This window comes from Nonomuraea muscovyensis (assembly GCF_014207745.1).
GTDB classification, from domain to species: Bacteria; Actinomycetota; Actinomycetes; order Streptosporangiales; family Streptosporangiaceae; genus Nonomuraea; species Nonomuraea muscovyensis.
The window spans coordinates 446,907-470,941 of sequence record NZ_JACHJB010000003.1 but is presented as its reverse complement, the minus strand read 5'-3'; the positions used below and the strand labels follow the sequence as shown (position 1 = coordinate 470,941).

Below are 24,035 nucleotides of genomic sequence, written 5' to 3'. Positions count from 1 at the left end.
AGCCAATCCACGTGAGCCCCCATAAGGAACGGGACTATGTCTTCTGGGTATGACCGTGTAGTGCAACCGGCCGCCGGTGACGAGGCCTTGGAAAACCACCTGGGTGGCGACGAGGCCAAGAACTACCGGCAGTACGAGCTGGACATGGTCGCCCCGCACGTCGGGCGCTCCATGTTGGAGATCGGCTCGGGGCTGGGCCACTTCGCCGAGCAGTTCCTGCCGAGGCTCGATCGGCTCGTGGTGAGCGACTTCGACCCCTACTGCGTCGAGCAGCTCAGGAAGCGTTTCGAGGGGCGCGACGAGATCGACGTGCTGCAGTTCGGCCTGCCGACCGACATCCCGCTGGAGGACAAGGTCGACACGGTGGTGATGATGAACGTGCTGGAGCACATCGAGGAGGACGCGGAGGCGCTGCGCTCGCTGGCCCGCGTCACGCTGCCCGGTGGGCGGATCATCATCTGGGTGCCGGGCTACATGCAGCTCTACGGCGACTTCGACCGCAAGGTGGGCCACGTCCAGCGCTACACGCCCAAGACGCTGCGCGCATCGGTCGCCAAGGCCGGGCTCGACGTCGAGGTGCTGAAGCCGATCAACTTCCTGGGCGGCATCGCGTGGTGGGCGGCGGTGCGCCGGGGCGGGGTGGGCTACCCGGACCCGCGCCTGGTCAAGATCTACGACCGCACGGTGGTGCCGGCGACCCGCTTCATCGAGCGTTTCGTCCGCCCGCCGTTCGGCCAGACCGTCTTCTGCGTCGCGCGCGTGCCCAGCTAGCCGCTGCTCCCCCGCGGGCCGGGGCTGTCCAGCCGGCCCCGGCGGGGCCGGCCGTCGCGTCGAGGGTGCTACTTGATGGACCCGGCGGTGAGGCCGCCGACCACCTTCCGCTCGATGAGGGCGAAGAGGAGGATCACCGGGATGGTGGCGATCACGGACCCGGCGAACAGGTTCTGCCAGTCCACCTGGTACTGCCCGATGAACGAGTTGAGCGCCACGGTCAGCGGCTGGTTGGCGGGCGTGGTGGTGAGGGTGAGTGCCACCACGAACTCGTTCCAGGCGGCGATGAACGTGAAGATCAGCGCCGTGATGACGCCGGGCATGGCCAGCGGCAGCGTGACGCGGAACAGCGCGCCGAAGCGGCCGTTGCCGTCGATGAACGCGGCCTCCTCCAGCTCTCGCGGGATGGAGGAGAAGTACGCGTTGAGGATCCACACGGCGAACGCCAGGTTGAACCCGCCGTTGACGAGGATCAGCGACCAGATGGAGTCGACCAGCCCGAACTGGTAGAACTCCCGGTAGATGCCGACCAGCATGGCCGTCGGCTGGAACATCTGGGTGATCAGCACGAGGATCAGGAACGCCGTGCGCCCCCTGAAGTCGTGCCTGGCCGAGTAGTAGGCCGCAGGCAGCGCCACCAGGAGCACCAGGATCGTCGAGCCGGCCGCCACCTTCAGCGTCACCATGAGGTTGCCCGCCAGGCCGCTGGTCCAGAAGTTGGCCAGGTTGGACCACTCCCACTCCGACGGCAGGAACGTGGCCTCGCGCAGCGTGTCCTGGGGACGCAGCGAGGTCAGCAGCATCACCAGGTAGGGGAAGAGGAAGACGAACGCGATCAGGTAGGCGGCCGCCGCGACGACGACCGTCTTGAGGCCGGGCATCCGCCTGCCCGCGGGCGGCCCGGGGCGCGCGTGGTGACGGGGCGAGGTGGTCGGGGGCGCGGTCGTGACGGCCATCACGCCACCTCCTTGTTCCAGCGGGACACCTTGAGGAAGACCGCGGTCAGCACCAGCACCATGGCGAAGTTGACCACCGACATCGCGGCGGACTCGCCGATGTCGCGGTTCTTGAGGATGAACATGAAGATCGTCGAGGTGGCCGTGGAGTAGCCGGGCTGCCCGTGCGTCATCGCCCAGATGATCGGGAAGCTGTTGAAGACGTTCATCACGTTGATCAGCGCGGCGACGGTCAGCGCGGGGCGCAGCAGCGGCAGCGTGATCGACCAGTACGTGCGCAGCCGCGAGGCGCCGTCCATCCTGGCCGCCTCGTAGACGTCCGAGGGGATGGTGGCGAGCCCGGCGAGCAGCGCGTACGTGGTGAACGGCACCGACACGAAGACCGCGACGAACACCAGCCACGGCATGGCCGTCGAGGCGTCGCCGAGCTGGTCGGCCGAGGCGCCGCCGAGCGCGTCGATGAGACCGAGCTTCAGCCGGATCTGGTTGATCACGCCGACCTCGGGGTCGAGCATCCACTTGAAGATGATCGCCGTCATCAGCACCGAGGCCGCCCACGGCGCGATCAGCGCCCAGCGGGCGTACCTGCGGCCCGGGAAGTGCTGGTTGAACAGCTGGGCCAGCGCCAGGGAGATCAGCACGGTGAGGGCGACGACCGCCACCACCCAGATCACGCTGCGGACCATGATGTCCGCGAAGTCCTTCTCGTCGAACAGCTTCGCGTAGTTGGCCGTCCCGTTGGAACCCTGGACCACGCCCCAGCGGCTGATCTTGAGGAACGAGGAGCGGATCATCTCGATGACCGGCCAGAGCACGACGACCGCGATCAGCACGACCGCCGGTCCGGTCCAGGCGAGCGGTTCGAGAGCACGCAACCTTCTCATGCGGAACCTTCCATCACGGTACGGCCGGCCCCCGGCGTCGCGGGGCGCCGGCCGTACGGACCCGTGCGGGTCAGCTGTTCTCGGCGGTCTTCTGGAGCTCACCGAGGACCTGCGCCGGGTCCTCCTTGACGGCTCCGCCGATGGTCTGCTTGATCGCCGGGTTCACCACGGCCCACTTGGGGTCCTGGAACGGGTAGAAGCTGGCGTTGGGCAGCCCGTCGAGGAACGGCTTGAGCTTCTCGTCGCTCGACAGCTTCTCCACGCCGCTCTTGGTGACGGGCAGCAGCTTGTAGGTGTCGCTGATCTTCTGCGCGGCGTTGCCGGTGTAGAAGAAGTCGAGGAACTTCTTGATCTCGGCGGCCCGGCCGTTCTTGTTGAACGCCATGATCCAGTCCATGACGCCGAGCGTGGTGTCGAGGGGGCCGGCCTTGCCGGGGATCGGGGCGACGCCGTACTTGTCCGTCAGCCCGGCCGCGTCGAAGATCGGGATGGACATGGGGCCGCCGTTGACCATGCCGACCTTGCCGGCGCCGAAGTCCTCCCAGACGGTCTTGCGGTCCTTGGTGCCGGGGTTGGGGGTGGTCAGGCCGGCGTCCACCAGGCCCTTGACGTAGGTGAAGGTCTCGACGTTCTGCGGCGAGTTGATCGCCCACTTACCGGAGGCGTCCTTGTAGCCGCCACCGTTGCCGAGCATCCACAGGAACGACTCGGCCTGCGCCTCCTCCTGGCCGAGCGGCAGGCCGAACGGCTGGCTGACGCCGGCCTTCTTCAGCTTCTCGGCGGCGGCCTTGAGCTCGTCCCAGGTCTTGGGCGGCTCGGCGATGCCGGCCTTGGAGAACAGCTCCTTGTTGTAGAAGAGCGCGCGGGCCGAGGAGACGAACGGGATGCCGTAGGCGGCGCCGTCGACCTTGCCGAACTCGGCGAACTTCTCCAGCATGTCGCCGGACACGTTCGGCGAGAGGATCTCGTCGACCTTGTGCAGCAGGCCGTCCTTGACGAAGCCGGAGTAGTCGCCGGTCTGCAGGATGTCGGGCACCTGCCCGTTCTGCACCATGGTGGCGACCTGCTTGTCGATGTCGTTCCAGTTGATGACCTGGACCTCGACCTTGATGTTCGGGTTGGCCGCCTGGAACTCGTCCACGACGCCCTTCCAGAAGGTCTCGCCGGAGTTGGGCTTGCCGGGGCCGTCGCCGTAGTCGGCGGCGACCATCTTCAGCGTGACCTGGCCGCCACCGGAGGCGTTCTGGTCGCCGGAGGAGCCGGAGTCGCCCGAGCCACAACTGGACAGAACCAGCATGGCCGCCATGCCCGCGGCGGCGCCGCCCACAAGCTTGATGTTCACCGTACTCGTACCGCCTTCTCATCGGACGGGCCTTCTGGTCCGTACCAGTCGCCGCCCACAGGGACCTGGGGACGCGCGAGCCGCTGCTCGCCGCGTTTGCGTCAGAGTAAGCCCCTGTTCAACGGGCGGTCTATACCGGCTGGTCTCTTTTTTGCAACACATCTGCCGGTCTGGTCGGTCAGCCGGTCTAGACCACAGGTCACCGGATCGGGCGTCTGACGTTCTCCCCGCCCTCCGGCGCGCCGACCCACGGGCCGTCGATGGACGGGTCCAGGACGCCCTCCTCGACGAAGGTGTAGCGGCCGTCGAGCACGTAGCGGGCCAGCCGCGCGTCCTGGGTGTCGCTGTTGTCCCACAGCCGGGCGAACAGCGCGTCGATCCGGCCCCTGGCCTGCCGGCAGAACGTGTCGGCCAGCTCGTACGGCCGGTGCCCGAGGTCCGCCTCGTCCTCCCGGGCCTTGACGCAGACCGCCGTCATCGCGAACAGCTCCGCCCCGATGTCGACGATCCGGCCGAGGAACGCCTGCCTGTGCTCCAGCCGCCCCTGCCACCGGGACATCCCGTAGAAGATGGACCGGGCCAGCTTGCGGCCGGTCCGCTCGACGTGGCGCAGGTGGCCGGCCAGCGGGCCGAAGTCGCCGTACGAGGTGGGCAGGTTTCCGGTGCCCGCCACCAGCGAGGGCAGCCACCGGGCGTAGAAGGCGCTCGCCCGCCTCAGCGCCCGGGCCCGGTCCTGGCGGGAGGCGTCCGGGTCGATCAGCTCGCCGGCGGCCGACAGGTGGGCGTCCACGGCCTCACGGGTGATGAGCAGGCGCATGATCTCGGAGGATCCCTCGAAGATGCGGTTGATCCGCGCGTCGCGCAGCATCTGCTCGGCCGGCACGCCCCGCTCGCCGCGGGCGGCCAGCGACTCGGCGGTCTCGAAGCCCCGGCCGCCCCTGATCTGGACCAGCTCGTCGAGCACCTGGTAGCCGAGCTCCGAGGCGTACAGCTTGGCCAGGGCCGCCTCGATCCTGATGTCGTTGCGCCGGTCGTCGGCCAGCCGGCTGGTCAGCTCGCAGACGGCCTCCAGGGCGTAGGCCGTGGCCGCGATGAACGCGATCTTGGTGGCCACCGCCTCGTGGTCGCCGATCCGGCGGCCCCACTGCACGCGGGCGTTGGCCCACTCGCGGGCGATCCGCACCGCCCACTTGGCGTTGCCGGCGCACGTCGCGGGCAGGGCCAGGCGGCCGGTGTTCAGCGTGGTCAGGGCGATCTTCAGGCCCTCGCCCTCGCGGCCGATCAGGTTGCGCGCCGGGACCCTCACCCCGGCGAACTCGGTGACGCCGTTCTCGATGCCGCGCAGGCCCATGAACTGGTTGCGCCGCCTGACGGTGATGCCGGGGCTGTCGGCCTCCACGACGAAGGCGCTGATCTTCTTCCCGGTCCGCGCCATGACGACGAGCAGGTCGGCCACCACCCCGTTGGTGGTCCACAGCTTGACGCCGTCGAGCACGTAGTCGTCGCCGTCGCGCACGGCGGTGGTGGCCAGCCGGGCCGGGTCGGAGCCCACGTCGGGCTCGGTCAGCAGGAACGCCGAGATCTCGCCCCGGGCGCACCGGGGCAGGAACTCCCGCTTCTGCTCCTCGGTGCCGAACAGCTTCAGCGGCTGCGGCACCCCGATCGACTGGTGCGCCGACAGCAGCGTGGCCAGCGCCGGGCAGTAGGAGCCGACCAGCATGAGGGTGCGGCAATAGTACAGGTAGGGCAGGCCGAGGCCGCCGTACTCCGCACCGATCGTGATCCCGAACGCGCCGAGCTCCGCGAGGCCCTTGACCACGCCGTCGGGCACCCGCGCCGTCCGCTCGATCTCGGCCGGATCGACCTGCGCGTCGAGGAACCTGCGCACCGCGCGGACGAAGTCCTCGCCCCGCTTGGCCGCCTCCTCACCGGGCACGGGCGCCGGATGCACCAGGTCCAGCCGGAAGTCACCCAGGAACAGCTGTCGTGCGAAGCTCGGCCGCGTCCACTCCTTCTCACGCGCCTGCTCACCGAGCTCTCTTGCCTTGGCGTACTCGCTCATGGCATCCTCCCGCCGACGTTACGCCCCCCGGCGATCCCTGTGTACCCGGCGATCGCCCGGCCTCACCCCATGAGAGCGTCACACGGCGATCAACACGGCGATCAACGCGGCGACCGGCGGGGCAGCGGCCGGCGGGCGTTCGCCCGGGTCACCGCCAGCGCCACGAGGGCCAGGACGGCGGGCACGACCAGGTAGGCGCCGCAGGCGGCCAGCGCGACGCAGGACAGGACACCGGCCGCCAGCGCCGTCGCCCGCCACCGGCCCCGGGGCAGCAGCCGGGCCGCCGCCGCCGTGCCCGCGACCGTGACGGCGGCCAGGGCCGCCGAGGTGACCCGCATGAGCGCGTCGAGATCCACGGCGAGGCCGAGCATGGGAGCGGCGACCGCCGCGGCCAGCACGACCACGCTGAGCACCGCCACCAGCCCCAGGCTGCGCAGCGGCTCCCCGCCTGGGCCGCCGCCCCTGGCGAACCAGCCCGGCAGCGCGCCGTCCCCGGCCAGCGCGGCGCCGAGGCGGGCGGCCCCGGCGATGTAGGCGTTGACCGCGCCGAACGTCAGCAGCACCGCCACCACACCGGTGACCGGCCGCGCGGCGGCGCCGAACCCCGTCTCCAGCAGCGCGGTGAGCGGCACGGCCGTCGCTCCCGCCCGCTCGCCCAGCACGCCGACCGTGGTGACGGCCACGCCCAGGTACAGCACGCTGATCACGACCAGCGTCACCGCCGTGGCGCGCAGCAGGCCGCGCCGGCCGCCCGCGAACTCGGCCGACAGGTGGCTGGCCGCCTCCCAGCCGACGAAGGCGAACAGCAGCACGCCGGCCGCGCTCGCCACGCCCGCCGCGCCGTTGGGGGCGAACGGGGTGAAACCGGCGGCTTCGGCATGCGGCGCGGCGGTGACCACGGCGACGGCCAGCAGAGCCACCAGCAGGACGACCAGACCGGCCTGCAACCGTCCCGACGTGCGCAGCCCCGCGGCGTTCGCCGCGAACGCCGCGGCCAGCAGGAAGGCCGCCGCCACGGCGTCGTCCACGCCGAGAGCCGCCTCGACGTACCGGCCGCCGACGAGCGCGCCCGCCACGACGCCCACGGGCACCGACCCGTAGAACCACCAGCCGACCACCGCCGACGCGCGCCGCCCGAACGCCAGCCCGGCGAAGCCCGCCACCCCCCCGCCGCCGGGATAGCGGACGCCGAGCGCCGCGAACGTCATCGCCACCGGCACGCTGAGCACCAGCAGAGCCGCCCACGCCAGCACCGAGGCCGGCCCCGCCGCGGCCGCGGCGAGCTGGGGCAGCACGAGCATCCCGGGCCCGAGCACCGCGCCGAGCAGCAACGCGGTGCCCTGTCCCGCACCAAGCCTGTGTTCCGTCATACCGCCTGAAACTAGCCATCCGTACGTCCGTAACATGGCTCCACCGAACGTTCATCCAGAAACGCGGGGAGAATCCCGTCATGGATGAACTTGATTCGGAGATCGTCCGGCTTCTCCAAACGGATGCCCGGCAGTCCAACCGCGAGCTGGCCCGCAGGCTGGGCATCGCCCCCTCGACCTGCCTCGAACGCGTCCGCGCCCTCACCCGGCGCGGGGTGATCCGCGGCTACCACGCCGACATCGACCCGGCGGCGCTGAACCGGAGCGTCCAGGCCCTCGTCTCGGTGCAGGTCCGGCCGCTCAGCCGGGCCGTCATCGACACGTTCAAACAGTCGGCGGCCGAGCTGCCCGAGGTGCTGAGCGTGTTCGTCCTGGCGGGCGGCGACGACTTCCTGCTGCACGTCGCGGTCCAGGACCTCGACCACCTGCACGCCTTCCTGCTGGACCGGCTGAGCAAGCGCCGCGAGATCGCCGGCTTCCGCACCTCGGTCATCTTCCAGCAGGTCCACAACACCGCCCCGGCCCGCCTGCCCGACCCGGAGGACTAGCCGGGGAAGCGGAGATGGGCCACCGGCACGGCGTCCACCAGCCACACCCCGTTGACGCTGACCCGGAACGCGTGCCCGGCGGCGTGCATCGTCCCCGCGTCCACCGCCAGCACGACCGGCCGTCCCCGGCGCGCCCCGACCCGGGTGGCCGTCGCGCGGTCGGGCGAGAGGTGCACGTGATGGCGCCGCATCGGCCGGAGCCCCTCGGCGCGGATCGCGGCCAGGTGCCGGGCCACGGTGCCGTGGTAGAGGTACGGCGGCGGCACGGCCACCGGCAGGTCGAGGTCGACCGGCACCGAATGGCCCTGGTTCGCACGGATCCGGCCGTCCTCCAGCGTGAACCGCTGCTTGTCGTTGCCGGCCACGGCCAGCTCCAGCTCGCGCCGCGTGAGGGCGAACCCGTGCGCGGCCGCGGCCGCCAGCAGCGTGTCGACCTCGACCCAGCCGTGCGGGTCGAGCTCGACGCCGATGCGGCCGGGATCGTGCCGCAGGTGTCTGGACAGGTACTTCGAGACGCGCACCAGTCGCTGATCGTCCATACCCCCGGAAGATAGCGGCCGAATAATCGGTTGCGCCGCCCCCCGGTGATCCGTACTGTCGTGGACATGCGCCTTTACCTGTAATGCGCCGGGGCTGACCCGTTCAGCCCGGCCTCACAGCCAGCCCGACCGCGGGGCGGTGACCACGCCCGCCCGCCTTTCACCCAGACGCGGCAGCTGTGCTTGCCGACCGGCCCGTGGCCGCGTCGCGAGTCACGTAAAGGAGCTTTCTCATGCGAGTACGCGTATCCAACGGATCCAAGAAGAACGTCCCCGGGGTGCCGGGACGCCCGGCGAGGCCGGTCCCACGACAGATTCCCACGATGCCGCAGCGGCCGATCGCCCCGCCGCGGCGCATCCCGCCCAAGGGGCGCTAGACCACTGCCGAGGATGGTGGTGTGTGCGGCGCGCGGCCCCCATACGCCATGGGCCCCCGCACGACGGCACGGCGCCCCGTCCCTCGTTCACGCGAGGGACGGGGCGCCGTGACGGGAGCGGGTCAGAGCCGCTCGATGATGGTGACGTTCGCCTGACCGCCGCCCTCGCACATCGTCTGCAGGCCGTAACGCCCGCCGGTGCGCTCCAGCTCGTGCAGCAGCTTCGTCATGAGGATCGCGCCGGTGGCGCCCAGCGGGTGGCCGAGGGCGATGGCGCCGCCGTTGGGGTTGACCCGGGCCGGGTCGGCGCCCAGCTCCTTGATCCACGCCATCGGCACCGGGGCGAACGCCTCGTTGATCTCCGTCACGTCGATGTCGTCCATCGCCAGGCCCGCCTTCTCCAGGGCCCTGCGCGTGGCCGGGATCGGCGCCGTCAGCATGTACACCGGGTCGTCGCCCATGAGGGCGAGCTGGTGGATCCGGGCGCGCGGGGTCAGGCCGTGCTCGCGCACCGCCCGCTCGGAGGCGATCAGCACGGCGCCCGAGCCGTCGGAGATCTGCGAGGACGTGGCCGCGGTGATCTGGCCGTCCTCCTTGAGGGTCTTGAGCCCGGCCATCTTCTCCAGCGTCGTGTCGGGGCGCGGGCCCTCGTCGTCCTCGACGCCGTTCACGGGCGTGATCTGGTCCTTGAAGTAGCCGTTCGCGACGGCCTTGGCGGCGCGCTGGTGCGACTCGAACGCGTAGCGCTCCAGCTCGTCGCGCGTCAGGCCCCACTTCTGGCACATCAGCTCCGCGCCGCGGAACTGGGAGATCTCCTGCTTGCCGTACCGTTCGACCCACTTGTCGCCGAACGGGAACGGCAGGCCCTTCTCCAGGGCGGCGGTGATCGACGAGCCCATGGGCACGATGCTCATCGACTCGACGCCGGCCGCCACGACGAGGTCCTGGGTGCCGGACAGGACGCCCTGCGCCGCGAAGTGGATCGACTGCTGCGAGGAGCCGCACTGCCGGTCGATCGTGACGCCCGCGGTCGTCTCCGGCAGGCCCGCCGACAGCCACGCGTTGCGCGCGATGTCCATGCTCTGGGGGCCGAACTGCATGACGCAGCCCATGATGACGTCCTCGACCGCCGCGGGGTCGACGCCGGTGCGGTCGATCAGCTCCTTGAGCGTGTGGGCGGCCAGATCAGTGGGGTGGACGGCCGACAGGCCGCCCTTCTTCTTGCCGACCGGGGTGCGGACCGCCCCGACGATGTACGCCTCTGCCACGGTGCCTCCTGAAACCGAGCATTATTCGGTTACTGAGGAGACTACCCGTTTTGTCAGGCGGGCGGGAGGACGTCCTCCGCGGCGTCCACCCGGAACCGCCACCGATCGACCACCAGGCCGTTGAGCCCCTCGGCCAGCCGCAGCGCGAGCGCGTCCAGCCGTTCGCGGTCCTCGCCGCGCAGCTCGACCGCGGTCAGCTCGGTCGCGAACGGCAGCAGCTCCTGCGCGGCCGGCGGACTGCCCTTCTGCGGCACGACCAGGACCCGCAGCCCGTCGACCGTGTAGGCGAAGCCTTCCTCCTCAGGCTCGACCTCGCCCTCGCGCTCCAGCAGCGACACCAGCTCGTCGGCCTCGGGCCGCACCGGCAGGATCACCGCCGGTCCGCCGCCCTCGTCGTCGGCGGGGTCGCTCACCTCGCCCCGGCACACGGCCAGCCCGCCCAGCCGGGAGGCGATCCCCTCGGCGAGGTAGCGGTCGAAGAAGTCGAACGGCAACGGCCCCTCGGCCGCCACCCGGACCGCCCAGACCTCCTCCAGCTCGCCGCCGACCAGGTCGGGCCCGGCCTCGACCGGCGCGTGCACCCGCACGTCCACGGCGACGATGTCGTCACCGTCCGCGCGGGCGCCGGGATCGGCCAGCCGCACGATCCGCAGCAGGTCCGCCTGGCCCGGCCTGGCCGGCAACGCCGCCGTGGGGCCAGTACGCAGTCTCCGCTTCGCCATCCAGCCCATTGCGCGCCTCCGAGATCAGCTTCGATAGGAGCCCGTCATCGTCGCGTAGACGATGATGTTATCGGTGTAGTGACCGATCGTGCGGTCGTACGTGCCACCGCACGTGATGAGGTGCAACTGGGCGTTGGCCTGCTGCCCGTAGACGCGCTGGGTGGGGAAGGTCTTCTTGCTCGCCTGCTCCACGCCTCCGACGGTGAACACCGCCGTCGTCCCGTCCTGGCGCTTGACCTCGATCTGGTCGCCGTGGCGGATCTCGTGCAGGCGGGTGAAGACGGCGCTGCGTGTCCGGGTGTCCTTGTGCCCCAGCAGCACCGCCGGGCCGGCCTCGCCCGGGGTGGACATGTGGCGGTACCAGCCGGTGAGGTTGGGGTCGTTCGGCGGCGGCACCTGGATCGTGCCGTCCTTGGCCAGCCCCACCGACTTGATCGGCGCGTTGATGCCCAGCTTCTTGATCACGATGCGTACCGGGGTGGAGGGCAGCATCGCCGGCGCCGGGTCGATCTGCGGCAGCGGCGGCGGCACCGTGGGGGCCGCCTGGAACATGGCCTGCTCCGGCTGCCCCGTCGCCCGCCCGTCGGGCTGCGCGTCCACCGCCAGGGCGTCGCGCCGCGAGGCCAGCCCGTACTCCTCGGGCGAGCCGAGCACGATCAGCAGCCCGGCCACCACGGTCACCACGCCGGCGACGGCCGCCAGGACCAGCACCAGCCGGAGCGCCCTGCCACCCTGGTCACCGGGCGTGCCTCCGTGGGGATACTGAGGCGCCACGCCGCATCAACTCCGGGAGATCCCACGCCGGCGCATGACCAGCCCACCGGCACCGGCGGCGATGATCAGCAGCGACCCGGCGAGCACGAACATCCGCCCATCGGGCCCGATGTCCCCGCCACCCCCGGTGTCGGCCCCGGCCTTCGGCGTCTTGGACGCCCGCTTCGTGGGGCTCACGGTCACGATCTCCGTCTTGGTCCGGGTCGGCCGCGGCGTGGTCTTGGTGGGGGTCGGCGTCGGGGTGGGAGTGGGGGTCGGCGTGGGAGACGGCGAGGCCGTGGCGGCGCTGACGGTCAGCGTGTAGGTCTTCAGGCCCGAGGTGGGCGCGGTGCACTTGATGGCCGGCGAGGTGGCCGAGGTCCCGATGGCCAGGTCGCCCGGTGTCACCGTGACGGTGCCCGTGGTGGTGGGCTTGAGCTTGACGGTGACGTTGGGAAGGGTCGTGATGGCCTGCCCGGCGGTGGTGGCGCTCATCGCCACCTCGCCGGTCGCCGTGGCCGGCGCGCCCCCTCCAGTGGCCTTGACGGTCGCGAAGAGCTTGCTGCCGGTGGGGAGCCCGGCGGCCGGAGCCTTCAACTGGTCGCCGGTGGTCTGGATGGTGCTCGCCCACGTGATGGACGCGTCCTCGTTGGCCCTCGCGGTGGTCGGCATGGTGAGCAGGACCTTGATGTCGACGTTGGCTTCCGGATCCGTCGAGCTCGTGGTGCCGGGACGGCACACGTAGCTGAGGATGTCGGTACCGGTGCCGGTGCCGTTGCCCTGCCCGACTGTGACTTCCACACTCTCGGTGCTGGTTGTGGTGCACAGGGTCGCGTCAGTGGTGGACGTGGCGTTGGCCAGGCTCAGCCTCAGACTGCTGGCCTCGGTTGACGGCTTGACGGTGACCTTGCCGCCGGTGGTGGCCGTCACGGTAACCGTGCTCGTCACCTGGGCGGAGGGCACGGACGTGTTGTTCGCGGTGACGTTCGCCCCGGGCTTGTCCAGGTCTGCGTGCGTCCCACCGGTCACTAGGAGCTTGCCGGCGACCTTGACCTGCGTGACGGCGGTCGGCACCTGGCGCAACGTCAGCGGGGGAAGGCTCCACTTGACGTCGAATGTGCCGCTGGCTGTGTCCGGCACAATGACAGGGACCGTAAGAGAGGTGTTGGTGAACGGCCCGCCAGAGCAGGAGTAAACGATGTTCAGGGTCTTGTCCACCACCACCGCAGCCGAGGCGGGCGAGGCCAGGGCCAACACCGTACCTGCGGAGAAGACCAGTGCGCCCGTCAGGCCCAAGGCGGATGTCTTGAGGGCGAGGCGGCGGCGCCGCGCCTGGGACGTCAGCACTGTCCTTCTCCGTTTCACCACAGGTTCAACTGGCGTACCAGCCTGGCAGCCAAGGGTCACAGTCAGGTAGAGATCTTACGAATTGTGTCTGTAAATCTCCTGTAAATGACAAAACAGGGACCAACCCCCCAGATCAGCCCTTCTTCTTGGACAGCGTGGCGTACACGATGATGTTGTCCGTGTAGCTGTGCGCCTGCTTGTTGTAGATCCCGCCGCAGGTGATCAGCCGGAGCTGGGCGTCGTTCGTGTTGCCGTACACGCGCTTGGTCGGGAACGTCGACTTGCTGACCTGCTCGATCCCGCTCACCGTGAAGCGCGTGACCTTCTTGTCCGACCGGTACACGTAGATGTGGTCGCCCTTGGCCAGTTCGCGCAGGCGCTGGAACACGGCGGCGCCCTTGCGGGTGCTCACGTGGCCGTTGATCACCGAGGGGCCCTTCTCGCCGGGCAGCGGCGAGTAGCGGTACCAGCCCGTGAGGTTGGGCTTGGACAGGGGCGGCGTGGTCAGGCTGCCCTTGCGGTCGAGCGTGACGGTCCCGATCGAGGCGTTCACCTTGATCTTGGGGATCTTGATCCGGATCGGCTTCGGCTTCGTCTTGGCCGTCGTCGTCTTGACCGGCGGGATCGCGGCCACGATCGGCGCCGCGGCCAGGGGCGGCGGGGCTTCGAGCCGGGCGGGGGTGAGGGGCGCGTTCTTGCCGCCGGGGCCGACCGTCGGAGCGAGGACGAACGCGCCGGCGTTCTGGATCTGGACGGTGCTCGGCTCGGCCTGGGCGACCACCTGCGGCGGGCCCGAGCCGTCGTCAACGGGGGGCGCCATCGACAGCAGTCCCACCATGATGGCGCCCACGCCGCCCAGCGACCCGGCGATCAGCAGGCCGGGCAGCGCCCGGCTCATCGGCGATCGCTCCTCTGCCGAGGCGGGAGCCGGGGTCGAGGTGGGGCCGGAGGTGGGGGCCGGGGTGGCGGCCGGTTCGTGCTCGGTCATCGCTGCGCTCCTCCCGCATGCGTGGCGCGGCGCCGTCGCAGCAGCAGCCCGCCGGTGGCGCTTCCCATCAGCAGCATCGAACCGCCCGCGATCAGCCCGTACGAGCCGGCGCCGCCGGTCTCCGGCGCCTCACCGGTGTCGACTCCCCCCTTGGGGGTCTTGGCCACCTGCGCCTTGACGTACGTGGTTCTGGTCGACTTGGGGGTCGCCGTCACGGTGGTGGTCCGGGTCGGCCTGGGGCTGACGGACACGACGCCGACGTTCTCACCGGGGCCGGGGTTGTAGGAGTTCGTGGGCCCGGCCGGAGGCGTCGTCCCACCGGTGTGGGTCGGGGTGTGGGTCGGCGTGTAGGTCGGGGTGGGACTCTTCGTCGGGGTCAGGGTCGGGGTCGGCGACGGGCTGTTGCCGGGCACGGTCAGCTCGATGGCGCCCGGGTCACCCTGAAGCTTGCAGGTGGCCTCGTTGTGCGTCGGGGGCTCGCCGATCTCTCCGGTCGTCACCTGGAACGCGTCCATGTAGGCCTTCTCGGCCTCGACGTTGACGATCTCGATCGTGTGGGGGCCATACTTCAGCACGGGCGACTTCCAGAGCACTTCCTTGGCACTGGTGCCGGTCATCGGGATGCCATTCCTGTCCTTACCCGGCTCGACCAGCGGGTCCGTAACAGCGTTGCCGTCCAGCAGGACGCGGATGGGGCCGAGGTCCCGCTCGCGCCTGCTGATGTAGGCGACCTGGGTGCCGGTGAACGACAGCTTGGCGCTCGCGTCCTTCTGGCTGGTCTCATGCAGGTCATAGAGATGGTCGCCGAACTCCTCCGCCGTACCGCCGGAGGTCCAGCCTGCCGAGTACGTGACGGCCGCGTTGTTGTCGTTGACCATGACCTCGCCCTTGGCGGGCTTGAACCTGACGAACAGGTCGCTCGGCCGGACGCGGATGGTGCCCGGACGCCGCACCGACCCAGCGTCGGACAGTCCCTCAGGAAGGTCGAGGAAGTCGCCCGGTAGGAGCTCGGGCTGGTCCTTGAACCCCTTGGGCCTGAGCTGACCGTTCCAGGCACCGGTGATGTCGACCACGCCCTCCAGGTTGAGCGTGGAGCCCTTGGCGAAGAAGCCGGGCGAGCCGAACTGCCTGTGGCCTGCATACCGAAGTGCCCAGTTGACGTCGAGCATGCCGCCAGCCTCCAGGCGAGGCGTGACTACGGCCTCCACCTCGACGCCAGGCGCCCCGGCGACTCCGCCCGTGCAGAGGTACTTGGCGATCAGCGAGGCTTGGGCCTGGCCGGGGGCGGATGTCGCAACGAACGCGGCGGATGCGGCCATTCCGACCGATGCGGCGATCAACGCCTTGCGCCACCGATTCACCGGATACTCCGATCACATAGACCGAAAGTAGATCTTAGAGTCGATACCGTCCCCGACCGGCCCGTGTCCGAGACTTGTGATGAAGCCGTGTCCGCCCGCCGAACCGGGTGTACCTCCAGCGACCAGAATCGTATTCTGTCCCCCAGCACACCCGCTAGGAGGCGACGATGAGGCGAGACCTCTTCGACGAGGAGCACCTGCTCTTCCAGGAGACCGTGCGCGAGTTCATGGCGCGTGAGGTCGTGCCCCATCACGAGCGCTGGGAGAAGGACGGCATCGTCCCGCGCGAGGTCTGGAAGAAGGCCGGCGAGATCGGGATGTTCGGGTTCGGGGTGCCCGAGGAGTACGGCGGGGCGGGCATCACGGACTTCCGGTACAACACCGTGATCCTGGAGGAGATCATCAGGCACGGCGCGACCGGACTCGGGTTCTCGCTGCACAACGACGTCATGGCGCCGTACGTCGTCGAGCTGACCGACGAGGAGCAGAAGCAGCGCTGGCTGCCCGGCTTCGTCAGCGGCGAGCTGATCACCGCCATCGCCATGACCGAGCCCGGGGCGGGCAGCGACCTGCAGGGCGTCAGGGCCACGGCGGTCCGCGAGGGCGACCACTACGTGCTCAACGGGCAGAAGACGTTCATCACGAACGGCATCAACGCCGACCTCGTCATCGTGGTGGCCAAGACCGACCCGGAGGCGGGGGCGCGGGGCGTCACGTTGCTGGCGGTGGAGCGCGGGATGGAGGGCTTCGGCCGCGGCCGAAACCTGGACAAGATCGGGATGAAGGCGCAGGACACGGCCGAACTGTTCTTCGACAACGTCCGTGTGCCGGTCGCCAACCGGCTCGGCCCGGCCGAGGGCGAGGGCTTCTTCCAGCTCATGCGCAACCTGCCGCAGGAGCGCCTGTCGATCGCGGTCGGGGCGGTGGCGGCGGCCGAGACGGTGCTGGAGCAGACCATCGCGTACTGCAAGAGCCGGCAGGCGTTCGGCCGCTCGATCGGCTCGTTCCAGAACACCCGGTTCGTCCTGGCGGAGCTGGTCACCGAGACCGACATCGCCCGCCAGTACGTCGACAGGTGCATCCTCGCCCTGAACGCCGGCGAGCTGACCGCGGTGGACGCGGCCAAGGCCAAGTGGTGGACCACCGAACTGCAGACCAAGGTCATCGACCGCTGCCTGCAGTTGCACGGCGGCTACGGCTACATGCTGGAGTACCCGGTGGCCAAGGCCTGGGTGGACAGCCGCGTCCAGACGATCTACGGCGGCACCACCGAGATCATGAAGGAGATCATCGGCCGGTCGTTCGGCTTCTAGAACCGGCGCGGCCCGCCGTCCAAGAGCGCATACTGAACACCATGGACGGCGGGCTGATCCTTCTGGTGTTCCTGGCGTTGCTCTTCGCCTGGGGTCTCAACCGCGTGCGCCGCGCGCTGCGCCTCGGACCCGTCGGCTACCTCGGAGTGGTGATCGTCTTCGTCATCGTCATGCTGCTGCTCTGGGGACAGACCTACGCCTGACCTCAGTCGGTGCTGCCCTCCAGCAGCACCCTGGCCACCAGATCCGGGTCGTCGCTCATCGGCACGTGGCCGCAGCCCTTCAGCAGCTTCACCCGCTGCCCCGACCATCGCGCCGCGCGTACGGCCTGGCGGCGCCGCAGCAGCCGGTCGTGCTCGCCCCAGGCCACGGTGACCGGCACCTTGGGCGGCCCGGGCGGCATCAGGCCGGTGAACGTGGCCAGCGTCGCGTCGAACCCCGGCGCCCGGGCCAGCGCCTGCGAGCCGGCCACCAGGGCCGTCGGCGAGAGCCTGGAGGGGTGGGCGACCACCAGACCGGCCAGCATCGCCCGCCCGACCGGGTCCTCGGCCGCGCGCACGAGCCACTGCGGCGGGATGGCGGCGGCCGCGGCCCGCAGGGCGCGCAGCGCCGCCTGGCAGTAGGCCAGCTCCGCCCGTGACCAGAAGCCCGCCGGGGACAGCGCCGTGGCCGTCCGGACGACGCCGCGCGAGGCCAGCTCCAGCGCGAGGTAGCCGCCGAGCGAGTTGCCGGCGACGTGCGGCTCGCGCACCCCTATCAGCGTGCAGAACGACTCGACGGCATCGGCGAGCGACTCCGCCGTGTAGGGCGTGCCCGGCGGCAGCGGGGGCGAGACCCCGAACCCGGGCAGGTCCACCGCGATCACGGTGCGGGAGGCGGCGAGACGGTCCATGACCGGCAGCCACGCCTGCCAGTGGTGACCGATGCCGTGCATGAGGATGAGCGGCGGACCCGTGCCGCGCCGCTCGAAGGCCAGCTCCATGGCGTCGAGCTAACCACTCAGCGGCTGCGCGTGGGAATCTCGAACCAGACGGCTTTGCCTTCCCTGGTAGGTCGCGAGCCCCAGCGCCGGGCGAGCTGGTCGACCAGGTAGAGGCCGCGGCCGCCCTCGTCGTTCTCGCCGGCGCTGCGGATGCGGGGCAGACGCAGGTCCTGGTCGAAGACCTCGACCCAGACCGCCTCCTCGCCCCGGCGCAGCCGGAGCGTGAACTCCTTCTCGCCGACCACTTCCTCCTCGAAGCCGGGCACGTCCCACGACTCGTCGTCGAAGGCCAGCGCCGGCCCGTCGATCATCAGCTCCCGCCGGGGCACGCTGGTGCTGGCGGCGTGGAGGACCACGTTGGTGACCACCTCGGAGACCAGCAGGCAGGCCAGCTCGGCGCGCTCCTCGGGGACGTTCCAGCCGTCGAAGGCCTCGGACGCCATCCGCCGCGCCTCGCCCACCATGATCGGCTGGGCGGGGAAGGTGCGCTCCTCGACGTCGAGGTCGTCGGTGCTGGAGCGGACCACCAGGATGGCCATGTCGTCGTCGATCTCGCCGGGCACCGCGACCGTGGCGGCCTCGGCGACCCGCTCCACCTCGGCGTCGGCCACCTTGGCGAGCTTGTCGCGCAGCACGCCCAGTGTCTCGGCGTCGGACGGCATCCGGCCGTCGCGGCCGGGACGCCGGTCGACCAGGCCGTCGGTGTAGAGGAGCAGCGCCGCGCCGGGCGGCAGCACCCGCGTCTCCTCCTTGTAGACGAGGTCGGCGTGCAGGCCCTTGGCGCGCACGCCCAGCGGCTGGCCGACCTCCTCGATGTCGAGCTCCAGGCACTGGCCGTCGACCAGCAGCAACGGCGGCGCGTGGCCGGCGTTGGCGAACGACAGGGTCCGTGACCAGGCGTCGTAGACGAGGTACTGGCAGGTGACGATGGGCGGGACGCTGATGTCGGCGCCGCTGTCGTCCTTCTCGGGCGTGGCGATGATGCGCGTCCACTCGTCGAGCCTGGCCAGGATGTCGGCGGGCGACTTGTCGTCCTGTGCGAAGGCCCGCAGCGCGGCCCGCAGCTGGCCCATGATGGCCGCGGCCTTGGCGCCGCGTCCCTCCACGTCGCCGATGACGATGCCGACCCGGCCGGCCGACAGGGGGATCACGTCGTACCAGTCGCCACCGACCTGGGTCTGGATGCCCTGGCCGTGGGAGGCGAGGGGGGCGGCCGGGTAGTAGCGCACCGCGATCTGCAGGCCGTCGAGCTGCGGCAGCGCCCGCGGCAGCAGGTGCTTCTGGAACGACTCGGCGGTGTGGCGCTCCTCCTCGAACAGCAGCGCGTTGTCGATGGCGAGCGCGACCCGGGTGGCGATGGCGCCGACGAAGTCGCGGTCGAAGGCGTCGTAGTGGGGGCTGCGCCGGTCGGTGAGGTTGGACAGCCCGAGGTAGAGCTGGCCGAGCGTCTCGCCGCGCACGCAGAGCGGGGCGACGATGGCGGAGGTCATGCCGACCTCGCCGCAGAGCTTGGCGCTGTCGTCGCTGGGCGCGGGGAAGCTGCTGGCGGCGAAGTCCTCGACGAGGATCGTCTCCTGGCGGCGCATCGCGATGTCGGCGTAGTGGCCGTGGGGGTAGCGGATCTCGGCGCCGACCGGCTTCCAGGTGCCCGGTGGCGGGGTCCAGCCCTGCACGTGCTGCGACACCCTGCGCACCAGCCGGTCGCCCTCCATCAGCTCGATGAAGCAGTGGTCGGCGAACTGCGGGACGAGCATCTCGGCGACGCGCTTGAGCGTCTCCTCGACGTACAGGGAGCCGGCCAGCCGCTCGCCGATGCGCTCGAGCAGCCCGAAGCGGTCCTTCTCGCGCTCGTTGCTGCGCAGCGCCTCACGGGCGGTGATGACGATGCCGGTCACCGAGCCGGAGGTGTGACGCAGCGGCACGGCCTGCGCGCGGACGTAGACGATGGTGCCGTCGGCCCGCCTGACGTCGAAGGTGCCCTCCCACACGCCGCCCTTGAGCACGTGCCTGGAGAGCTCGACGGCCAGCGGGTGGTCCTTCTCCATGAACCCCAGGGAGAGCGCCGACGCGTCGCGGGACGAGGCACCGGGACGGCCGAACAGCTTCTCGGCGAAGGGATTCCAGTAGAGGAGGTTGCTGAAGCGGTCCGTCACGACGACGGCCATCTCGGCATGATCGAGCACGGAGGAGGCGGCCAGATGGTCGACCGCGTCCTCGGACAGATCCCCCCAACGCTTCATCCGGAGTCCACTCCTCGTGGAGGCATGTGCGCAAAGCAGCGAAACACGGGCGCTCCTGCAACAGTCTTGACCGGAGGGGAGTGGAGGGTCTCCCGCAAGGGATTCAACCAAGCAGCAGCGCGCGCGTCAGCGCTTGGAGACGAAAACGTGCGCGGCAACGTCACGCGGAAGCTCCGCGGGAGTGTCGTTCGCGTCACCGTCACCTGTCACCCGCACACCGTCGTCGCTCGCCGCGAGCGTGACCTCGCGTCCGGGTTGTATCCCAACTTGCTTGAGTTTAAGCATCACAGCGGGATCGCTTTGCACTTGTTCGCTAATTCGTCGCACGACTACTGGTGTGTCCCGCGGACCCGCCAGCTCGGACATGGACGCCAGCAGCACCTCACCGAGGTCGCCGGACTCCTGGGCGCCCAGCTCGGCCAGCCCTGGGATGGGGTTGCCGTGCGGGCAGGCCGTGGGGTTGCCGAGCAGCGTCACCAGCCGCGACTCCACCGAGTCGGACATCACGTGCTCCCACCGGCAGGCCTCGATGTGAACCTCCTCCCACGGCAGCCCGATGACCTGGGTCAGCAGGCACTCCGCGAGGCGGTGCTTGCGCATCACCCGGGTGGCGAGAGTGCGCCCCAACTCGGTCATCGACAGGTGCCGGTCGCCCTCGACCCGCACCAGACCGTCGCGCTCCATGCGGGCCACGGTCTGGCTCACGGTGGGGCCGCTCTGCTGCAGGCGCTCGGCGATGCGCGCCCGGAGGGGGACGATGCCCTCCTCCTCGAGCTCGTAAATCGTCCGGAGATACATCTCCGTCGTGTCGATCAGGCCGTGTGCGGTCAAGGCTCCTCCCAACTGCAATGTTACGCCGGTCAAGGCAGGGACTGAGCCCGTCCGCCCCGGGCACAGAAGTAAAGGCACAAACCCTACTTGCAGACAGACCTGCGATGGCAAAGGACGGCAACAACGGAGCCTCCCCATTCCTTCCCGGCCGCCTCGACCTCGACGCGCTGCGCCACGCCGCGGCGGTCCGCGGGCCCGCTAACCGGAGCGGTAGTTCCTGAAGCGGGCCACCGACAGCCCGACGGCCGCCACGGCGGCGGCGCAGGCCAGGCCGCCGCCCACCCACGCCGCCGTCATCCCGAACGTGGCGGCCATCGCCCCGGCCCGCAGGTCGCCGAGGCGGGGCCCGCCGGCGACCACCACCATGAAGACCCCCTGCATCCGCCCGCGCATCTCGTCGGGCGCGTGGAGCTGCAGGATCGACTGCCGCCACACCGAGGACACCACGTCGGCCGCCCCGCCGACCGCCATGAACGCCACCACCAGCCACAGCTCGTGCACGAGCCCGGCGGCGGCCACGGCCAGGCCCCACACGGCGATGACCATGACGAGCGCGATCCCCTGCCGCCTGATCCGCCCGACCCAGCCGGAGAACAGCGCCCCGGCGACCGAGCCGATCGCCATGCCGGAGTTCAGCCAGCCGAGGGCGATCGTGGAGCCGCCGAAGCGCTCGGCCGTCAGCTCGGGGAACAGGGCTCGGGGCAGGGCGAACACCATGGCGATGATGTCGACGACGAACGACATGAGCAGGACGGGACTGCCGAGGATGTGCCGCAGCCCCTCGAAGACCGCTCTGACGCCGGGCCGGGAGACCTCGCCGAGGGGCGGCAGCGAGGGCAGCCGCAGCGCGGCGTACAGGCCGGCGCCGAACAGCAGGGCGTCGAGCGCGTACGCCGCGGCGAACCCGGACAGGGCCAGCATGACGCCGCCGACCATCGGGCCGACGATGGCGCCCATGCTGTAGACCAGCGAGTTGAGGGCGTTGGCGGCCGGCACCAGTTCGGGAGGGAGGAGGCGCGGGATGACCGCGCCCCGGGTCGGTGTGCTGATCGCGTAGCCGGTGGCGCCCAGGGCGACCGCGCCGAGCAGCACGTAGACGTTGTCCAGGTCGAGCAGGGCCTGCGCCACCAGGAGGACGGTGCTGGACCAGGCGATGGCCGAGCCGACGATCAGCAGCCTGCGCCGGTCCACGGCGTCGGCTACCGCTCCGCCCCACAGCCCGAACACCACCAGCGGGAGCAGGTTGGCCAGCCCGAGCAGGCCCACCCAGAGGGAGGAATGGGTGAGCTCCCACACCTGCTGGCTGACGGCCACCACGCTCACCGCGAGGCCGACTCCCGAGACGGCCTGGCCCACCCACAGGCGCCGGTAGGCGGGCACGGCCAGCGGCCTGGTGTCTAACAGATGACGTTTGACGAGTTCCCCGATTGCCACTTGAGGCACGTTATGGGGCAAGCCTCTCCAAAGCCCAGCCGGTCGAGGTTCGCCGGTAGCGGAGCCGGTCGTGCATCCGGTCGAGCTGGCCCTGCCAGAACTCCATCTCCGACGGCACCACCCGGAACCCGCCCCAGAAGTCGGGCACCGGCGGCTCCTCCGGCCAGCGGGCGGCCAGGTCCTCGTAGCGGGCGTCCAGCTCCTCCCGCGAGCGCACCACCGCCGACTGTCGCGACGCCCAGGCCCCGATCTGCGACCCGTACGGCCGGGAGGCGAAGTAGGCGGCCGACTCCTCGTGCGGGAGCCGCACGACCGAGCCCTCGACCCGCACCTGGCGCCGGATCGGGTGCCACGGGAACAGCAGCGAGGCCCGCGGGTTCTCGGCGAGGTCACGGCCCTTGCGCGACTCGAAGTTGGTGTAGAAGACGAAGCCGGACTCGTCGTAACCCTTGAGCAGGACGGTCCTGGCACTCGGCCGGCCGCCCGCCGAGGCGGTGGCCAGCACCATGGCGTTCGGCTCGGGCAGGCCCGCGTCGAGCGCCTCCTGGAACCAGAGGCTGAATTGCGTGACGGGATCGGCCGCCACGCCGGTTTCGAGCAGCGGCTCGCCCTCGTACGTGCGGCGGAGTCCCGCCAGCGAGGGCGGCCGCGAGGTTGCATCCACGAGACGGTATTCTTGCGCGCCCGGCGCCTGACCCCCCACACCACCCCCCACCTGCGGCGATGGAGTTTCGATGGGTCCGGAGACCGAGCATGAGGGGGAAGGGGGTTAAATTGACCCGCCGGTATCTCGACATCAAGGCATTGCCGGAACATGGCAAGAAAGGGAGGCGGCCGAGAATGTCCGACTTCAAACCCGGCCTCGAGGGTGTTGTGGCTTTCGAGACCGAGATCGCGGAACCGGACAAAGAAGGGGGCGCCCTTCGATACCGGGGCGTCGACATCGAGGAGCTGGTCGGCCGTGTCCCCTTCGGGCACGTATGGGGCCTGCTGGTCGACAACAAGTTCCAGCCGGGCCTGCCCCCGGCGGAGCCGTACCCCATTCCTGTCCATTCCGGTGACATCCGCGTAGACGTGCAGAGCGCGCTGGCCATGCTGGCCCCCGCGTACGGCTTCAAGCCGCTGCTCGACATCAGCGACGAGGAGGCGCGCGACCAGCTCGCCCGGGCGTCGGTGATGGCACTGTCCTTCGTGGCGCAGTCGGCGCGTGGCCTCGGCCTGCCGATGGTGCCGCAGAGCCGCGTCGACGAGGCCAAGACCATCGTCGAGCGGTTCATGATCCGCTGGCGCGGTGAGCCCGACCCCAGGCATGTCAAGGCCATCGACGCCTACTGGACCTCCGCCGCCGAGCACGGCATGAACGCGTCCACCTTCACCGCCCGCGTCATCGCCTCCACCGGGGCCGACGTGGCGGCCTCGCTGTCCGGCGCCGTCGGCGCCATGTCGGGCCCGCTGCACGGCGGAGCCCCGGCCCGCGTCCTGCACATGATCGAGGGCGTCGAACAGCTCGGTGACGCCAAGAAGTACGTGCAGAGCGAGCTGGACAAGGGTCAGCGCCTCATGGGCTTCGGCCACCGCGTCTACCGCGCCGAGGACCCGCGTGCCCGCGTCCTGCGTCGCACCGCCAAGGAGCTCGACGCCCCGCGTTACGAGGTCGCCGCGGCGCTGGAGCGGGCGGCCCTGGAGGAGCTGCACGCCCGCAAGCCCGACCGGGTGCTGGCCACCAACGTCGAGTACTGGGCCGCCGTGGTCCTCGACTTCGCCGAGGTGCCGTCCCACATGTTCACCTCGATGTTCACCTGCGCCCGCACGGCCGGTTGGGCCGCGCACATCCTGGAGCAGAAGAAGACGGGCCGGCTCGTCCGCCCGAGCGCCAGGTACATCGGCCCGGCCTCGCGTCCGCTCAGCGACGTGCCGGGCGCCGACGAGGTCGTCGGCACCATCTGA

General features: G+C 70.6%; 22 protein-coding genes. 5 read left to right on the top strand and 17 right to left on the bottom strand.

Features of this window, described 5'->3' with window-relative positions; all coding sequences use genetic code 11:
* The first annotated feature begins 87 nt into the window (after window positions 1–87).
* Window positions 88–771 (top strand): class I SAM-dependent methyltransferase, encoded by a 684-nt coding sequence (locus FHU36_RS33950; protein WP_246503038.1) that lies wholly within the window; start codon window positions 88–90, stop codon window positions 769–771.
* Window positions 772–839: 68 nt separating this feature from the next.
* Here the strand turns inward: FHU36_RS33950 and FHU36_RS33945 are convergent, their stop codons facing one another.
* The 5 genes from FHU36_RS33945 to FHU36_RS33925 all read right to left on the bottom strand — a co-directional run bounded on the left by FHU36_RS33945 (window position 840) and on the right by FHU36_RS33925 (window position 7,385).
* A complete protein-coding gene (locus FHU36_RS33945) occupies window positions 840–1,727 on the bottom strand; it encodes a carbohydrate ABC transporter permease (RefSeq protein WP_246503133.1) in 888 nt (295 codons plus the stop codon).
* Entirely contained in the window at window positions 1,727–2,611 is an 885-nt protein-coding gene (locus FHU36_RS33940; RefSeq protein ID WP_246503037.1) for a carbohydrate ABC transporter permease, read from the bottom strand. The genes FHU36_RS33945 and FHU36_RS33940 overlap by 1 nt, the downstream gene beginning before the upstream one ends.
* 70 nt (window positions 2,612–2,681) lie before the next feature.
* Window positions 2,682–3,953 carry an extracellular solute-binding protein gene (locus tag FHU36_RS33935; RefSeq protein ID WP_312892029.1) on the bottom strand — a complete coding sequence of 424 codons (1,272 nt, stop codon included), beginning with the start codon at window positions 3,951–3,953 and terminating at the stop codon, window positions 2,682–2,684.
* A 199-nt stretch (window positions 3,954–4,152) separates the two neighbouring features.
* The gene (locus FHU36_RS33930; RefSeq protein ID WP_185088169.1) at window positions 4,153–6,015 is read right to left on the bottom strand and encodes an acyl-CoA dehydrogenase family protein; all 1,863 of its coding nucleotides are present in this window, start codon (window positions 6,013–6,015) and stop codon (window positions 4,153–4,155) included.
* Window positions 6,016–6,116: 101 nt separating this feature from the next.
* Window positions 6,117–7,385, bottom strand: a complete 1,269-nt coding sequence (locus FHU36_RS33925; protein WP_185088168.1) for an APC family permease — start codon at window positions 7,383–7,385, stop codon at window positions 6,117–6,119.
* Between the two features lie 80 nt (window positions 7,386–7,465).
* Here FHU36_RS33925 and FHU36_RS33920 point away from each other — a divergent pair, with 80 nt between their 5' ends.
* Window positions 7,466–7,933, top strand: coding sequence for an Lrp/AsnC family transcriptional regulator (locus FHU36_RS33920; RefSeq protein ID WP_185088167.1), 468 nt, complete (start codon window positions 7,466–7,468; stop codon window positions 7,931–7,933).
* On the opposite strand, the gene FHU36_RS33915 is transcribed toward FHU36_RS33920, so the two are convergent.
* From FHU36_RS33915 to FHU36_RS33885, 7 genes are all read right to left on the bottom strand, one after another.
* Window positions 7,930–8,472 (bottom strand): RNA 2'-phosphotransferase, encoded by a 543-nt coding sequence (locus FHU36_RS33915; RefSeq protein ID WP_185088166.1) that lies wholly within the window; start codon window positions 8,470–8,472, stop codon window positions 7,930–7,932. The genes FHU36_RS33920 and FHU36_RS33915 overlap by 4 nt on opposite strands.
* 499 nt (window positions 8,473–8,971) lie before the next feature.
* Window positions 8,972–10,117, bottom strand: coding sequence for an acetyl-CoA C-acetyltransferase (locus FHU36_RS33910; RefSeq protein ID WP_185088165.1), 1,146 nt, complete (start codon window positions 10,115–10,117; stop codon window positions 8,972–8,974).
* A gap of 53 nt (window positions 10,118–10,170) precedes the next feature.
* A complete protein-coding gene (locus tag FHU36_RS33905) occupies window positions 10,171–10,839 on the bottom strand; it encodes a hypothetical protein (RefSeq protein ID WP_185088164.1) in 669 nt (222 codons plus the stop codon).
* Window positions 10,840–10,863: 24 nt separating this feature from the next.
* On the bottom strand, window positions 10,864–11,613 hold the full coding sequence (locus FHU36_RS33900; protein WP_185088163.1) for a class F sortase: 750 nt from the start codon (window positions 11,611–11,613) through the stop codon (window positions 10,864–10,866).
* A 6-nt stretch (window positions 11,614–11,619) separates the two neighbouring features.
* Window positions 11,620–12,732 (bottom strand): hypothetical protein, encoded by a 1,113-nt coding sequence (locus FHU36_RS33895; RefSeq protein WP_185088162.1) that lies wholly within the window; start codon window positions 12,730–12,732, stop codon window positions 11,620–11,622.
* A 340-nt stretch (window positions 12,733–13,072) separates the two neighbouring features.
* Entirely contained in the window at window positions 13,073–13,927 is an 855-nt protein-coding gene (locus FHU36_RS33890; RefSeq protein ID WP_185088161.1) for a class F sortase, read from the bottom strand.
* Window positions 13,924–15,288, bottom strand: coding sequence for an LPXTG cell wall anchor domain-containing protein (locus tag FHU36_RS33885; RefSeq protein WP_185088160.1), 1,365 nt, complete (start codon window positions 15,286–15,288; stop codon window positions 13,924–13,926). The genes FHU36_RS33890 and FHU36_RS33885 overlap by 4 nt, the downstream gene beginning before the upstream one ends.
* A 167-nt stretch (window positions 15,289–15,455) precedes the next feature.
* On the opposite strand from FHU36_RS33885, the gene FHU36_RS33880 reads away from it, so the two are divergent.
* A complete protein-coding gene (locus FHU36_RS33880) occupies window positions 15,456–16,601 on the top strand; it encodes an acyl-CoA dehydrogenase family protein (protein ID WP_185088159.1) in 1,146 nt (381 codons plus the stop codon).
* Window positions 16,602–16,642: 41 nt separating this feature from the next.
* Window positions 16,643–16,804, top strand: coding sequence for a hypothetical protein (locus FHU36_RS33875; protein ID WP_185088158.1), 162 nt, complete (start codon window positions 16,643–16,645; stop codon window positions 16,802–16,804).
* A 2-nt stretch (window positions 16,805–16,806) separates the two neighbouring features.
* Here the strand turns inward: FHU36_RS33875 and FHU36_RS33870 are convergent, their stop codons facing one another.
* The 5 genes from FHU36_RS33870 to pdxH all read right to left on the bottom strand — a co-directional run bounded on the left by FHU36_RS33870 (window position 16,807) and on the right by pdxH (window position 22,752).
* A complete protein-coding gene (locus FHU36_RS33870) occupies window positions 16,807–17,583 on the bottom strand; it encodes an alpha/beta fold hydrolase (RefSeq protein ID WP_185088157.1) in 777 nt (258 codons plus the stop codon).
* Window positions 17,584–17,600: 17 nt separating this feature from the next.
* Window positions 17,601–19,823 carry an ATP-binding SpoIIE family protein phosphatase gene (locus tag FHU36_RS33865; protein WP_185088156.1) on the bottom strand — a complete coding sequence of 741 codons (2,223 nt, stop codon included), beginning with the start codon at window positions 19,821–19,823 and terminating at the stop codon, window positions 17,601–17,603.
* A gap of 126 nt (window positions 19,824–19,949) precedes the next feature.
* Complete coding sequence (locus FHU36_RS33860) at window positions 19,950–20,654, bottom strand: iron-dependent transcriptional repressor DtxR (protein WP_185088155.1); 705 nt, start codon at window positions 20,652–20,654, stop codon at window positions 19,950–19,952.
* A 198-nt stretch (window positions 20,655–20,852) separates the two neighbouring features.
* Window positions 20,853–22,088, bottom strand: a complete 1,236-nt coding sequence (locus FHU36_RS33855; protein ID WP_185088154.1) for an MFS transporter — start codon at window positions 22,086–22,088, stop codon at window positions 20,853–20,855.
* A 10-nt stretch (window positions 22,089–22,098) separates the two neighbouring features.
* Complete coding sequence (gene pdxH, locus FHU36_RS33850) at window positions 22,099–22,752, bottom strand: pyridoxamine 5'-phosphate oxidase (RefSeq protein WP_185088153.1); 654 nt, start codon at window positions 22,750–22,752, stop codon at window positions 22,099–22,101.
* A 176-nt stretch (window positions 22,753–22,928) separates the two neighbouring features.
* Between pdxH and FHU36_RS33845 the strand changes: the two genes are divergently transcribed.
* The gene (locus FHU36_RS33845) at window positions 22,929–24,035 is read left to right on the top strand and encodes a citrate synthase 2 (RefSeq protein WP_185088152.1); all 1,107 of its coding nucleotides are present in this window, start codon (window positions 22,929–22,931) and stop codon (window positions 24,033–24,035) included.

Excerpts from the sequence above, each read along its gene's own strand:
- FHU36_RS33945 (WP_246503133.1), bottom strand. The coding sequence starts at position 1,727 with ATGGCCGTCACGACCGCGCCCCCGACCACCTCGCCCCGTCACCACGCG.
- FHU36_RS33940 (WP_246503037.1), bottom strand. The coding sequence starts at position 2,611 with ATGAGAAGGTTGCGTGCTCTCGAACCGCTCGCCTGGACCGGACCGGCG.
- FHU36_RS33930 (WP_185088169.1), bottom strand. The coding sequence starts at position 6,015 with ATGAGCGAGTACGCCAAGGCAAGAGAGCTCGGTGAGCAGGCGCGTGAG.
- FHU36_RS33925 (WP_185088168.1), bottom strand. The coding sequence starts at position 7,385 with ATGACGGAACACAGGCTTGGTGCGGGACAGGGCACCGCGTTGCTGCTC.
- FHU36_RS33920 (WP_185088167.1), top strand. The coding sequence starts at position 7,466 with ATGGATGAACTTGATTCGGAGATCGTCCGGCTTCTCCAAACGGATGCC.
- FHU36_RS33915 (WP_185088166.1), bottom strand. The coding sequence starts at position 8,472 with ATGGACGATCAGCGACTGGTGCGCGTCTCGAAGTACCTGTCCAGACAC.
- FHU36_RS33905 (WP_185088164.1), bottom strand. The coding sequence starts at position 10,839 with ATGGCGAAGCGGAGACTGCGTACTGGCCCCACGGCGGCGTTGCCGGCC.
- FHU36_RS33890 (WP_185088161.1), bottom strand. The coding sequence starts at position 13,927 with ATGACCGAGCACGAACCGGCCGCCACCCCGGCCCCCACCTCCGGCCCC.
- FHU36_RS33880 (WP_185088159.1), top strand. The coding sequence starts at position 15,456 with ATGAGGCGAGACCTCTTCGACGAGGAGCACCTGCTCTTCCAGGAGACC.
- FHU36_RS33875 (WP_185088158.1), top strand. The coding sequence starts at position 16,643 with ATGGACGGCGGGCTGATCCTTCTGGTGTTCCTGGCGTTGCTCTTCGCC.
- FHU36_RS33870 (WP_185088157.1), bottom strand. The coding sequence starts at position 17,583 with ATGGAGCTGGCCTTCGAGCGGCGCGGCACGGGTCCGCCGCTCATCCTC.
- FHU36_RS33865 (WP_185088156.1), bottom strand. The coding sequence starts at position 19,823 with ATGAAGCGTTGGGGGGATCTGTCCGAGGACGCGGTCGACCATCTGGCC.
- FHU36_RS33845 (WP_185088152.1), top strand. The coding sequence starts at position 22,929 with ATGTCCGACTTCAAACCCGGCCTCGAGGGTGTTGTGGCTTTCGAGACC.